A 12,199-nucleotide genomic window follows, 5' to 3' on the forward strand; every position below is an offset into this window, starting at 1 on the left:
GCCGCCGTAAGGGCGGAACCCAAAGTGGCCGTTACCCAAATAACGGATATGCCCCCCCACCAAACCCAACCCTTTTCGCCCAGCGGACTGCCGCTCCCCCCCATTTCCCGTTATACTCGCCGGCTTTCAAAAGTTCGCCAACGAGTGCTGCCCGCCATGGAAATCAACCCGATCCTTAACACCATCAAGGACCTGTCCGAGCGCTCCGAAACTATTCGGGGGTATCTTTGACTACGATCAAAAGCATGAGCGTCTGACCGAAGTCAATCGCGAGCTTGAAGATCCTGCTGTCTGGAACAAACCTGAATACGCCCAAGAACTGGGCCGCGAGCGCGCTGCGCTGGCGCAGATCGTCGATACCCTTGACGAACTGAACACCGGTCTGGCCGATTGCCGCGACCTGCTGGACATGGCCGTCGAAGAAAACGACGAAGGCGCAGTGGGCGATGTCGTCGCCGAGCTGGCCCGTCTCGAGGAAAACCTCGCCAAACTCGAATTCCGTCGCATGTTCAGCCACGAGATGGACCCGAACAACGCCTACCTGGATATCCAGGCCGGTTCCGGCGGCACCGAAGCCCAGGACTGGGCCAACATCCTGCTGCGCATGTACCTGCGCTGGGCGGACAAACGCGGTTTCGAAGCGACCATCATGGAGCTGTCCGCCGGTGAAGTCGCCGGTATCAAGGGCGCGACCGTGCACATCAAGGGTGAATACGCCTTTGGTTGGCTACGCACCGAGATCGGCGTGCACCGCCTGGTGCGCAAGAGCCCGTTCGACTCCGGCAACCGTCGCCACACCTCGTTCTCCGCCGTTTTCGTCTCGCCCGAGATCGACGACAAGGTCGAGATCGAGATCAACCCGGCCGACCTGCGCATCGACACCTACCGCTCCTCCGGTGCCGGTGGTCAGCACGTAAACACCACCGACTCGGCCGTACGTATTACCCACGTACCGACCAACACCGTGGTCAGCTGCCAGAACGAACGTTCCCAGCACGCCAACAAGGACACCGCCATGAAAATGCTGCGGGCCAAGTTGTATGAGCAGGAAATGCAGAAACGCAATGCCGCATCGCAAGCGCTGGAAGACACCAAGTCGGATATCGGCTGGGGTCACCAGATCCGCTCTTATGTGCTCGATGCGTCGCGGATCAAGGATCTGCGCACTAACATCGAACGCAGCGATTGTGACAAGGTACTCGACGGTGATATCGACGAATACCTTGAAGCCAGCCTGAAATCGGGCCTGTAACACCCCAATCTGTGATGGAAAATTTAAAGACATGAGCGACCAACAACTCGACCAGGCCCTGCAACAGGAAGAAAACTCCCTGATCGCCCTGCGCAAGGAAAAGCTTGCTGCCGAGCGCGCCAAGGGCAATGCCTTCCCCAACGACTTCCGCCGCGAAAACTACTGCGATGCCTTGCAGAAGCAGTACGCGGACAAGACCAAGGAAGAGCTGGCAGAGGCTGCGATCCCGGTCAAGGTGGCAGGTCGCATCATGCTCAACCGTGGCTCGTTCATGGTGATCCAGGACATGACCGGTCGCATCCAGGTCTACGTCAACCGCAAGACCTTGCCGGAAGAAACCCTGGCCTCGGTGAAAACCTGGGACATGGGCGACATCATCGCCGCCGAAGGCACCCTGGCCCGTTCCGGCAAGGGCGACCTGTATGTGGAAATGACCAACGTGCGCCTGCTGACCAAGTCGCTGCGCCCGCTGCCGGACAAGCACCACGGCCTGACCGACACCGAACAACGCTATCGCCAGCGCTACGTTGACCTGATCGTCAACGAAGAAGTGCGCCACACCTTCCGTGTGCGCTCGCAAGTGATCGCGCACATCCGTACCTTCCTGATGCAGCGTGACTTCCTGGAAGTGGAAACCCCGATGCTGCAGACCATCCCCGGTGGTGCCGCAGCCAAGCCGTTCGAAACCCACCACAACGCGCTGGACATGGAAATGTTCCTGCGTATCGCGCCGGAGCTGTACCTCAAGCGCCTCGTGGTTGGCGGCTTCGAAAAAGTGTTCGAGATCAACCGCAACTTCCGTAACGAAGGCGTTTCGACCCGTCACAACCCAGAATTCACCATGTTGGAGTTCTACCAGGCCTACGCCGACTACGAAGACAACATGGACCTGACCGAAGAACTGTTCCGCGAACTGGCGCAGCTGGTCCTGGGCAGCACCGACGTGCCGTACGGCGACAAGGTGTTCCACTTCGGCGAGCCGTTCGTGCGTCTGTCGGTGTTCGACTCGATCCTCAAGTACAACCCTGAGCTGACCGCCGACGACCTGAACGACATCGACAAGGCCCGTGCCATCGCCAAGAAAGCCGGCGCCAAGGTGCTGGGCTTCGAAGGCCTGGGCAAATTGCAGGTGATGATTTTCGAAGAGCTGGTCGAGCACAAGCTGGAACAGCCGCACTTCATTACCCAGTACCCGTTCGAAGTGTCGCCGCTGGCCCGTCGCAACGATGACAACCCGAACGTCACCGACCGTTTCGAGCTGTTCATCGGTGGCCGCGAAATCGCCAATGCCTACTCCGAGCTTAACGACGCGGAAGACCAGGCCGAGCGCTTCATGGCCCAGGTGGCCGACAAGGACGCCGGCGACGACGAAGCCATGCACTACGATGCTGATTTCGTCCGCGCTCTGGAATACGGTATGCCGCCGACGGCCGGTGAGGGTATCGGCATCGACCGCCTGGTGATGCTGTTGACCAACTCGCCGTCGATCCGCGACGTGATCTTGTTCCCGCACATGCGGCCACAAGCGTAACCGAAGCGAAATCCAAAGCCGCCTTTTATAAGGCGGCTTTTTTATGGGGCGTTATTAAGCGTCAAGCAAACAGCGCCAGGTTTTGATCTATTCAAGGATGTGAGTCGTGAACCGCGTAACCGCTCAAGAAGGCGCCGCCGGCATTGCCGCTGCCGTGGCTGAAAGCGTCCAGTACCAGGGCCGCAAGGCCAGTCGTCGGGGTAGCGAGCAACGCAGACAAGACATTCTCGATGCAGCCATGCGCATTGTGGTGCGTGATGGTGTGCGGGCTGTGCGCCATCGCGCGGTGGCGGCGGAGGCGGGGGTGCCGTTGTCGGCCACCACCTACTATTTCAAGGACATTGATGACCTGCTCACCGACACCTTCGCCCAATACGTCGAGCGCAGCGCTGCGTTCATGGGCAAGCTGTGGGTGCGCAACGAAGGGCTGCTGCGCGAAATGGTCGCCTATGGCGATGGCAGCCCGCAGTCACGTTCGCAACTGGCGGATGACATTGCGCGCCTGACCGCCGATTACGTCTTGCGCCAGCTGACCAACCGTCGTGAGCACCTGATGGCCGAGCAGGCGTTCCGTCAGGAAGCCTTGCTCAATCCGCGTCTGGCCGAGTTGGTACGTTCCCACCAGCAGATTCTGTTGCAGGGCACCGGGCAGTTTTTCCAGGTACTGGGCTCCCGTGAGCCACAACAGGATGCCAAAGTGTTGACGGCGATAATCAGTCGGATGGAATATCAGGGCCTGCTGGGCGGCGCAGAGCCTCTGACCGGTGAAGAGATGCTTGAGATTCTCAAGCGTTACATGCATTTGGTGTTGGCCTCGGTCTGACACCGGGGGATGTCCAATGAAAACCTGGCGTGTGGTTGTAATCGCCTTGTCGTTCCTGCTGCTCAGCGGTTGCCTGGTGACTTTCAAGAACCCGCTGCCGGCCCATGACGCCGCGCCGCAGGCTCTGCTGGGCCAATGGTCGAGCAAAAATGCCTGGGGCGAGCCGCTCAACCTGCATATCACTGCCGTCGGTGATCACCGTTACAAAGCCGTGAGCTACCCTACAGCCAAGCCCGGCCAGCGTGACGAGTATCTGTTCAGCGTTTCGCGCCATGGCAGCCGCTGGTATTTGTCGGCGCCGCTACCGGCCAAGCTCGGTGGGCATTTCATCCTCGCGGGCTTCGAAATCAACGAAAAGCATGAATTGGTGGTCTACAACCTCGACCTGGAGCAGGTCCATCAGGCCATAGACCAACAGGCGTTGCACGGCAGTACGGTGGAAACCGTCGAAGGTGCTGGCGTGTTGGTGGACAGTCCCTTGGACCAGGTATTTGCCTACCTGGATGACCCGGCCAATGCCGATGTATTCGTGGAAGCCGTGCGCTACCAGCGCGCGGGTAAATAACGTTTAAAGAGGAAGCACCGGGTGGACGATTACCAGCAGACGATACGCACCTTGTCTGATCGCATTGTGCTGGCGCAAACACCGATTCGCGTCCTCGACGCCGTGAAGTGGGACGACACCATTCGCCAGGGTTTCCTCAAGGCCAAGGGCAAGGAAATGCCGGCGGTGAGCCGCGACTATTACCTGAACAGGCCGCTGTCATTCGACCCCAGTGCCGTGAAGCTGGAGTTCCAGAACATCGAGCGCGATATCACCCGTCGCCTCGGGCAGTTCAGCCCGGTCGGGCAGATCATGCGCCGCATGTGCAAGGAGTACCGCATGGTGGTGCGCATGCTTGAAGCGCGCGGCACCGAGGATTTCGGCCTGATTTCCCAGGAGCTTTACGGCGCCGCCTCCGATGCGTTTCACGCCGGCGACCCGACGCTGGCCGACCTGGGTCTGATGCTTTCGGACTACCTGAATAACATCGATGGCCGTGGTGACTTGAAGGACGAGGCCAAGACCCTCACCGCGAAGGACGCCGTGGCCTTGCTGCAAACCCGCCTGAACAAAGTGTTTGGCGAGGCCGAAGAGACCATCCGCGTGTTCGAGTCCGACGGTATCGTCGCCGACGCGGCGGCGGGCGCCGACTACATCAAGATTCGCGCCGATGCGATGTTCAACGACCGCGACGTGCGTGCCCTGGAAGTGCATGAAGGCCTGGTGCATGTGGGCACCACCTTGAATGGCCAGAACCAGCCGATCTGTACCTTCCTGTCCAAAGGCCCGCCGTCGTCCACCGTGACCCAGGAAGGCCTGGCGATCCTGATGGAAATCATCACCTTCGCCTCCTACCCGAGCCGCCTGCGCAAGCTGACCAACCGCACTCGCGCCATCCATATGGTGGAAGAGGGCGCCGACTTCCTGCAGGTGTTCGAGTTCTTCCGCGAGCAAGGCTTTGAAATGGCCGAAAGCTACGGCAACGCCAGTCGCGTTTTCCGTGGCTCGGTGCCGACCGGTCTGCCGTTTACCAAGGATTTGTCCTACCTCAAGGGCTTTATCATGGTCTACAACTACATCCAGCTCGCCGTGCGCAAAGGCAAGCTGGAACAAGTGCCGCTGCTGTTCTGCGGCAAGACCACTCTGGAAGACATGCGTACCCTGCGCCAACTGGTGGACGAAGGCCTGGTGGTACCGCCCAAGTATCTGCCGGAGCAGTTTCGCGACATGAATGCACTGGCGGCGTGGATGTGTTTCTCCAACTTCCTCAACCACTTGAGCCTGGATCGGATCGAGGCGGATTACTCCAATATCCTTTAATTACCGTCTCCCTTGTAGGAGCGAGCTTGCTCGCGAAGAAACTTAAGGCGCCGCGTGCTTTCAGGGGACCCGCGTTATCGTTGACGTTTTTCGCGAGCAAGCTCGCTCCTACAGGAGGGCGCTATTTCTGATGAGGCTTCAACGGATGAGAATCCTCGGCATTTTGTGCCTGCTACTCACATTGAATGGTTGCAGCTCACTGCTGTTCTACCCCGAGCCTGGCCTGCCGTTCACGCCGGAAAAAGCGCGCTTGCAATACCGTGACGTCACCTTGACCACCGCCGACGGCGTGAAGCTCCATGCCTGGTGGCTGCCGGCCAAATCCGGTGTACCGCTCAAGGGCACGGTGCTGCATTTGCACGGTAACGGCGGCAACCTGGCCTGGCACCTGGGCGGCAGTTGGTGGCTACCCGACCAAGGTTACCAAGTGCTGTTGCTGGACTATCGCGGCTACGGTTTATCGGAAGGCAAACCCTCTCTGCCGGCGATCTATCAGGATGTGGACGCGGCGTTCAGCTGGATCGACACGGCGCCCGAAACCCAGGGCCAGCCGCTGATCGTCCTCGGTCAAAGCCTGGGCGGGGCGCTGGCGGTGCACTACTTGGCCGCCCATCCGGAGCGCCAATCCCAGCTCAAGGCCCTGGTGCTGGACGGTGTGCCCGCCAGTTATCGTGACGTAGGACAATTTGCCTTGAGCACTTCCTGGTTAACATGGCCGTTTCAGGTGCCTCTGTCCTGGCTGGTGCCGGACGGCGACAGCGCAATATATGCCATGCCGAAACTGATGGGCGTGCCGAAGATGTTGTTCCACAGCCTGGACGACCCGATCGTGCCAACGGCCAATGGTATCCGCCTGTACCAGGCCGCGCCGCCGCCACGGGTGTTGCAGCTGACCCGGGGTGGGCATGTGCAGACCTTTGCCGACAAGACCTGGCAAACCGTGATGCTGCGCTACCTGGACGACCCGCAGCACTTCAACGGCTTGCGCCGCCTGGGCGAAATTCCGAACTACCCCATTCCTAAAGTTGATTCATCAGAGAGCCCGCAATGAGCGAAGAACGCAACATGATCCCGCTGATCCTCACCGGCATTGGCACCATCATCGGCACCGTCGGTTGCCTGTGGTTCTACGGTTACCTGCACTTCGCCAAACCGGAAGATGCGTTGCTGCTAAGCGACTTCACCATGCTCAAGACCGTGCCGGGCGAGGACTACAAGATCTCCCTGACCCCGGCTGCGCAAGTGGCGCAGTGCGTGGATGGCGTGCTGGTGATGTTCGATACGGAGCAGAAAGGCCTGACGGGTGTGCTCGTGAACAATAAGAAACAGGCGGTGCGTTGCATGGGCCAGGAGACGCCGCAACTGCAGCAATAACCGAGACAGGCGGAACCATATTTCGTACGAGACCACTGATGGGGGTGTCAGCAAAACTGAGACACAACTTCCTTGATCGTGGACTTACGGAGCGTGAATATGGTGGATGGTATCGGTGGCGCGGGGAATATGGTCGGCAGCCTATTTGGTGGTATGGACCAGATGCAGCAGGCGCGTGGCCAGCAGAAGCAGCAGTTGGATCCGGAAATGCTGAAGAAGATGCTGGAAGATATGTTGGCCGGTGCGAGTGGTGGCCAGGGCGGCGGAGCAGAGGGCGGTGGTAATGATCCTCAGGCCGAAGGCCAGCGTCAGCAAATCCAGATACCCCAAATGAACAGCGGCCAAGTTAACTTCATGTAAATAAAAGAACCCCGCCGAAGAGCGGGGTTCTTTTTACAGCAATCGATCAGTTGGCAACGGAAGAGCGTGGAGCAACTGGCTGATTGTCGTTGGAGATGGTCACTTCAACGCGGCGATTCATGGCACGGCCGGAGACGCTGCCGTTATCGGCAACCGGGTATTCCTTGCCGTAACCCTGAGTCACGATGCGTGAGATGTCCACGCCCTGCTGAGCCAGTGCACGTTGCACGGACGCTGCACGGCGCTCGGACAGGCTCTGGTTGTACGAATCGGAACCGGTGCTGTCGGTGTAGCCCTCGACGATCACCTTGCGGTCCGGGTTGTCGCGCAGGAACTGAGCCAGTTTGGTGATGTTCACCAGTCCGCTGGATTTCAGGTCGGACTTGTTGGTTGCGAACAACACATCACCAAACGTCACCAGGGTGCCGCGATCGGTTTGCTTGGCGTTCAAACTGTTTTGCAGTTGTTTGATCTGTGCATCACGGGCATCCAGCAAAGCGCGAGCCCGTTCGTCGCCGGCGTTTTTCAGCTTGGCTTCGGATTCACGCAGCACGATGGTGTCTTTGGCCACTTCAACGCGCTGGTTGGTCAGGTAAGCCAGTTGGTCAACTTTCTTCTGGTCTTCCTTGTCGCGGTAGGCTTTGTCAGCCTTGTCCAGCCATTCGCTGGCGTCCTTGGTCTCCAGAGCCGCGAGCTTGGTGGCTTGCGGGTTGGTCTGCAGGGAGGAGAAGTTGGTCCGCGCATTTTCCAGGTTCGCGTTCGGCGGGGTGGAGCAGGCCGCCAGTGCAACGCTCATCGCCAGCAGGGCAGGGATCATCAATTGTTTACGCATAGTCGTGTCGTCCTTTCAATTCGATATCAGGTGCGATTTAGTCACAGGAAGCGTCTTACTTCTGCTGGATAGCAGCCGGACGCATGCCTTCCTTACGCAACTCATCAACAGCCTTCTGGGAATCCTTCACAGCCTGCTCAGCCTTGGCGGCCTGGGATTTGCGCTCTGCAACGCGAGCGTCCCACTCGGCTTGTTCAGCCAGGCGACGGGCTTCGTCGTAGTTCTTGTCGTGCATGGCAATCTCGGCTTGCTTGAGCTTGTCCTGGGCCGACTTCATTTCCACAGCCGCGTACTCAGTACCGCCAGCGCTGACAGCGCTGTTTACCGCGGACTGGGTGACGGCGTACTGCTCGGTCGGAGGATTGCCGGCGCAGCCCGCCAGAACGAAGCTGGTGCCGATTGCCAGCGCGGCCAATTTGAGCCCGCGCAGGTGGTTAAACGAGGATTTGGCAGTGCTGGTCTTCATCGTCTTCAACTCCATTGGATAACTCCTGAAAAACATCAAAATCCATGTCACTGGTCTGCGGCGGCGGGCTTGGCATTGATGCGCAAATTGCCCTTTGAAACGACCGTTCCAAGTGATGGCTTACTGGCTGTGACCGGAGGCTTTTTTCAAAAGTTCAGAGAAGATGGCGATTTGCCTAAAAAAATATTTGACTGATTGGTCAGCGTAAAAAAGTTGGAACTTCTGCGTTGCGCAGTGGTACGCCGGGCCCTTCAGGAGCCCGGAATACAGGGGGGTGGTGGGGTTGTGTCAATGCTTCTGTTCGTCGCTGCTGGCCGACAAATCCTGCAGATAGCGTCGCGACAGGGTCAGAAAACGAGGGGTGGGGCCGACGTCTTCGTACAGTGGATCGCCTTCTTCATCGGTGGCAATGACGTGCTGGCCCTTGATGTAGGGGAAGCTGGCTTCCAGCTCTTCAAGCGCGGCGCCGATCAACTCACCGAGTAATTCTTCGGGGTGGCGCTTGGGGTACATCTCGGTAATGGCGGCCAGCCGAGCGGCGGACTCCATATCCAGGTGGATGGCGTACTCGGTCTTGGTCAAGCGACCCTTGGCGTTCTCTTCCCAATGCTGGGCCAGTTCTCGAATTTTCATGGCAACCTCAATGAAGCCCGCTTTTAGCAGGCGGTGATGAGTGTCCAGTCGCCTGCGTGGATAAACGCGACGACTTAACCTTGAGACTAGCTGCAACTCACAAGGTTTAAAGTCTTGTCATAAATCGAGGCTGGCGGCACTCTGGCAAACCTGCGCGTCCCGGATTTCTGGCTGGAGATTGGCTGATGAGTGATATCGATGCACGCTTGCGTGAGGATGTTCACCTGCTGGGTGAGCTATTGGGCAACACCATTCGAGAGCAGTACGGCGATGATTTCCTCGACAAGATCGAGCAGATCCGCAAAGGCGCCAAGGCTGACCGGCGGGGGGCCGGCGATGAACTGAGCACCAGCCTCAACCAGTTGCAGGAAACCGAACTGTTGCCGGTGGCCCGTGCCTTCAACCAGTTCCTCAACTTGGCCAACATTGCCGAGCAGTACCAACTGATCCACCGGCGTGATGAGTCGCAGCCGGCACCGTTCGAATCCCGCGTGTTGCCCGAGTTGCTGGCGCGCCTGCAAAGCGAAGGCCACAGCAACGAATCCCTGGCCCGCCAGTTGGGGCGCCTGGAGATCGAGCTGGTCCTCACCGCCCACCCTACCGAAGTGGCGCGCCGCACCCTGATCCAGAAATACGATGCCATCGCCGCGCAACTGGCGGCGCAGGATCACCGCGACCTAACTACCGCAGAGCGCGAGCAGATCCGCCAGCGCCTGCAACGTTTGATCGCCGAAGCCTGGCACACCGAAGAAATCCGCCGCACCCGACCCACGCCCGTGGACGAAGCCAAATGGGGCTTTGCAGTGATCGAGCACTCGCTGTGGCACGCGATCCCCAACTATCTGCGCAAGGCTGACCAGGCGCTGCACGCCGCCACCGGCTTGCGTTTGCCCCTGGAAGCGGCGCCGATCCGCTTTGCGTCGTGGATGGGCGGCGACCGTGACGGCAACCCGAATGTCACGGCGCCGGTCACCCGCGAAGTGCTGCTGCTGGCGCGTTGGATGGCCGCCGACCTGTACTTGCGCGATATCGATCATTTGGCCTCCGAGCTGTCGATGCAGCAAGCCAGCCCGGCGTTGCAGGCCAAGGTCGGTGATAGCGTCGAGCCTTATCGCGCCTTGCTCAAGCAACTGCGCGAACGCCTGCGCGCTACACGGCAATGGGCACATACCGCGTTGAGCAGTAGCACCCCGGCGCCGGCCGAGGTGTTGCAGAACAACCGCGACCTGCTGGAGCCGCTCGAGCTGTGCTACCAGTCACTGCACGAATGCGGCATGGGCGTGATCGCCGATGGTCCTTTGCTCGATTGTCTGCGTCGTGCGGTGACCTTCGGACTGTTCCTGGTGCGCTTGGATGTGCGTCAGGATTCCAGCCGTCATTCGGCCGCCATGACCGAAATCACCGACTACCTCGGGCTGGGTCGTTACGAGGACTGGAACGAAGAGATGCGCATCAGCTTCCTGATGAAGGAACTGGCCAACCGTCGACCGCTGCTGCCAGGCTATTTCAAACCGTCGGCGGACACGGCCGAGGTGCTCAATACCTGTAAGGAAGTCGCCGCCGCACCGGCTGCATCCTTGGGTTCGTATGTCATCTCCATGGCCGGCGCTGCGTCGGATGTGCTCGCGGTGCAATTGCTGCTTAAAGAGTCGGGCGTGCAGCGGCCGATGCGCGTAGTGCCGCTGTTCGAAACCCTCGCTGACCTGGATAACGCCGGCCCGGTGATCGAGCAACTGTTGCTGCTGCCGGGCTATCGCGCGCGTTTGCAGGGCCCGCAGGAAGTGATGATCGGCTACTCGGACTCGGCCAAGGACGCCGGCACCACCGCCGCCGCTTGGGCGCAGTACCGGGCGCAGGAGCGCCTGGTGGATATCTGCCGCGAGCAACAGGTGGAGCTGCTGTTGTTCCACGGTCGAGGTGGCACCGTCGGCCGTGGCGGCGGCCCGGCTCACGCGGCGATCCTGTCGCAGCCACCGGGTTCGGTGGCCGGGCGGTTCCGCACCACCGAACAGGGCGAGATGATCCGCTTCAAGTTCGGCCTGCCGGATATCGCCGAGCAGAACCTCAATCTTTACTTGGCTGCCGTGTTGGAGGCGACGCTGTTGCCACCGCCGCCGCCGGAGCCAGCCTGGCGCCATTTGATGGATGAATTGGCGGCAGATGGTGTCAGCGCTTACCGCGCTGTGGTGCGGGAAAATCCGCAGTTCGTCGAGTATTTCCGCCAGTCCACGCCGGAACAGGAGCTGGGTCGCTTGCCCTTGGGCAGTCGCCCGGCCAAACGCCGTGCGGGCGGGATTGAAAGCCTGCGCGCGATTCCGTGGATCTTCGGCTGGACCCAGACCCGCCTGATGCTGCCGGCCTGGCTGGGTTGGGAAGCAGCGTTGAGCAAGGCTCTGGAGCGCGGCGAAGGCGAGTTGCTGGGGCAGATGCGTGAACAGTGGCCATTCTTCCGTACCCGCATCGACATGCTGGAAATGGTGTTGGCCAAGGCGGATGCCGATATCGCCCGCCTGTATGACGAGCGCCTGGTGCAGCCGGACCTGCTGCCATTGGGTGCGCATCTGCGCGACCTATTGTCGCAGGCGTGCAGTGTGGTGCTCGGCCTGACCGGCCAGTCGCAACTGCTGGCCCATAGTCCGGACACCCTGGAGTTCATCCGACTGCGCAACACCTACCTGGACCCCTTGCACCTGCTGCAGGCCGAGTTGCTGGCGCGTTCACGCCAGCAGGAAGCGGCGCAGGATAGCCCTCTGGAACAGGCGCTGCTGGTCTCCGTGGCCGGTATTGCCGCGGGTTTACGTAATACCGGTTAAGGTTTTTTGCGTGTTCTCAATGGCTTGCAGATAAACCACGGCGGCCGCCCTGAAACGGGTGGCCGGCGTTTGTGGGGCCGGGTTGCACTCAGGCGCACCCTACCTATGACGCATGCCCTGCGCGGGTTCCTGCGACTTTTGGCGGCTTGTGTGGTTAAGGCCTGCTGTGTATCTTGATCAGCCTTTGGCCGTTTGGGCGGCCCGAATTCTATTTTTACGCGATTGGCCCACCGCGGCGAATCCGAGCGTCA

General features: G+C 60.1%; 13 protein-coding genes. 10 read left to right on the forward strand and 3 right to left on the reverse strand.

What is annotated here, in order from left to right; genetic code table 11:
* From HX793_RS31005 to HX793_RS12660, 9 genes are all read left to right on the forward strand, one after another.
* The coding region (locus HX793_RS31005; RefSeq protein ID WP_218646200.1) for a hypothetical protein at positions 1-231 on the forward strand (231 nt) is incomplete at its 5' end.
* Positions 157-1,252 (forward strand): peptide chain release factor 2 gene (gene prfB, locus HX793_RS12625; protein ID WP_100215725.1). Its coding sequence is split into 2 segments (ribosomal slippage): positions 157-228 and positions 230-1,252, totalling 1,095 coding nucleotides; the frame shifts between segments, so codons are not numbered across the junction. The genes HX793_RS31005 and prfB, both read left to right, overlap by 75 nt.
* A gap of 31 nt (positions 1,253-1,283) precedes the next feature.
* Complete coding sequence (gene lysS / locus HX793_RS12630) at positions 1,284-2,783, forward strand: lysine--tRNA ligase (protein WP_038849273.1); 1,500 nt, start codon at positions 1,284-1,286, stop codon at positions 2,781-2,783.
* A 106-nt stretch (positions 2,784-2,889) separates the two neighbouring features.
* A complete protein-coding gene (locus tag HX793_RS12635; RefSeq protein ID WP_016979842.1) occupies positions 2,890-3,606 on the forward strand; it encodes a TetR/AcrR family transcriptional regulator in 717 nt (238 codons plus the stop codon).
* A 16-nt stretch (positions 3,607-3,622) separates the two neighbouring features.
* Complete coding sequence (locus tag HX793_RS12640; protein ID WP_177052518.1) at positions 3,623-4,171, forward strand: hypothetical protein; 549 nt, start codon at positions 3,623-3,625, stop codon at positions 4,169-4,171.
* 21 nt (positions 4,172-4,192) lie between these two features.
* Entirely contained in the window at positions 4,193-5,470 is a 1,278-nt protein-coding gene (locus HX793_RS12645; RefSeq protein WP_016979845.1) for a flavohemoglobin expression-modulating QEGLA motif protein, read from the forward strand.
* Positions 5,471-5,615: 145 nt separating this feature from the next.
* Positions 5,616-6,521: an alpha/beta hydrolase gene (locus HX793_RS12650; protein ID WP_177061473.1), complete on the forward strand. Its 906-nt coding sequence runs from the start codon at positions 5,616-5,618 to the stop codon at positions 6,519-6,521.
* Positions 6,518-6,844, forward strand: a complete 327-nt coding sequence (locus HX793_RS12655) for a PA3694 family proteiin (RefSeq protein ID WP_016979848.1) — start codon at positions 6,518-6,520, stop codon at positions 6,842-6,844. Before HX793_RS12650 ends, HX793_RS12655 begins: the two co-directional genes overlap by 4 nt.
* A 99-nt stretch (positions 6,845-6,943) precedes the next feature.
* Positions 6,944-7,204 (forward strand): hypothetical protein, encoded by a 261-nt coding sequence (locus tag HX793_RS12660; RefSeq protein WP_177052520.1) that lies wholly within the window; start codon positions 6,944-6,946, stop codon positions 7,202-7,204.
* Between the two features lie 46 nt (positions 7,205-7,250).
* On the opposite strand, the gene lptF is transcribed toward HX793_RS12660, so the two are convergent.
* The 3 genes from lptF to HX793_RS12675 all read right to left on the reverse strand — a co-directional run bounded on the left by lptF (position 7,251) and on the right by HX793_RS12675 (position 9,135).
* Positions 7,251-8,036: a lipotoxin F family OmpA-related lipoprotein LptF gene (lptF, locus tag HX793_RS12665; RefSeq protein WP_016979850.1), complete on the reverse strand. Its 786-nt coding sequence runs from the start codon at positions 8,034-8,036 to the stop codon at positions 7,251-7,253.
* A gap of 55 nt (positions 8,037-8,091) precedes the next feature.
* Positions 8,092-8,502, reverse strand: a complete 411-nt coding sequence (locus tag HX793_RS12670; RefSeq protein ID WP_173390380.1) for a DUF4398 domain-containing protein — start codon at positions 8,500-8,502, stop codon at positions 8,092-8,094.
* 288 nt (positions 8,503-8,790) lie between these two features.
* Positions 8,791-9,135 (reverse strand): hypothetical protein, encoded by a 345-nt coding sequence (locus HX793_RS12675; RefSeq protein ID WP_016979852.1) that lies wholly within the window; start codon positions 9,133-9,135, stop codon positions 8,791-8,793.
* 185 nt (positions 9,136-9,320) lie between these two features.
* Between HX793_RS12675 and ppc the strand changes: the two genes are divergently transcribed.
* Positions 9,321-11,948 (forward strand): phosphoenolpyruvate carboxylase, encoded by a 2,628-nt coding sequence (ppc, locus tag HX793_RS12680; RefSeq protein WP_177061467.1) that lies wholly within the window; start codon positions 9,321-9,323, stop codon positions 11,946-11,948.
* Positions 11,949-12,199 lie beyond the last annotated feature (251 nt).

Origin of the sequence: Pseudomonas reactans (assembly GCF_013387025.1) — a bacterium.
GTDB classification, from domain to species: domain Bacteria; phylum Pseudomonadota; class Gammaproteobacteria; order Pseudomonadales; family Pseudomonadaceae; genus Aquipseudomonas; species Aquipseudomonas reactans.

Bases quoted from the DNA above. Each gene is read 5' to 3' on its own strand.
- lysS (WP_038849273.1), top strand. From the start codon at position 1,284: ATGAGCGACCAACAACTCGACCAGGCCCTGCAACAGGAAGAAAACTCC.
- HX793_RS12640 (WP_177052518.1), top strand. From the start codon at position 3,623: ATGAAAACCTGGCGTGTGGTTGTAATCGCCTTGTCGTTCCTGCTGCTC.
- HX793_RS12650 (WP_177061473.1), top strand. From the start codon at position 5,616: ATGAGAATCCTCGGCATTTTGTGCCTGCTACTCACATTGAATGGTTGC.
- HX793_RS12655 (WP_016979848.1), top strand. From the start codon at position 6,518: ATGAGCGAAGAACGCAACATGATCCCGCTGATCCTCACCGGCATTGGC.
- HX793_RS12660 (WP_177052520.1), top strand. From the start codon at position 6,944: ATGGTGGATGGTATCGGTGGCGCGGGGAATATGGTCGGCAGCCTATTT.
- lptF (WP_016979850.1), bottom strand. From the start codon at position 8,036: ATGCGTAAACAATTGATGATCCCTGCCCTGCTGGCGATGAGCGTTGCA.
- HX793_RS12670 (WP_173390380.1), bottom strand. From the start codon at position 8,502: ATGAAGACCAGCACTGCCAAATCCTCGTTTAACCACCTGCGCGGGCTC.
- HX793_RS12675 (WP_016979852.1), bottom strand. From the start codon at position 9,135: ATGAAAATTCGAGAACTGGCCCAGCATTGGGAAGAGAACGCCAAGGGT.
- ppc (WP_177061467.1), top strand. From the start codon at position 9,321: ATGAGTGATATCGATGCACGCTTGCGTGAGGATGTTCACCTGCTGGGT.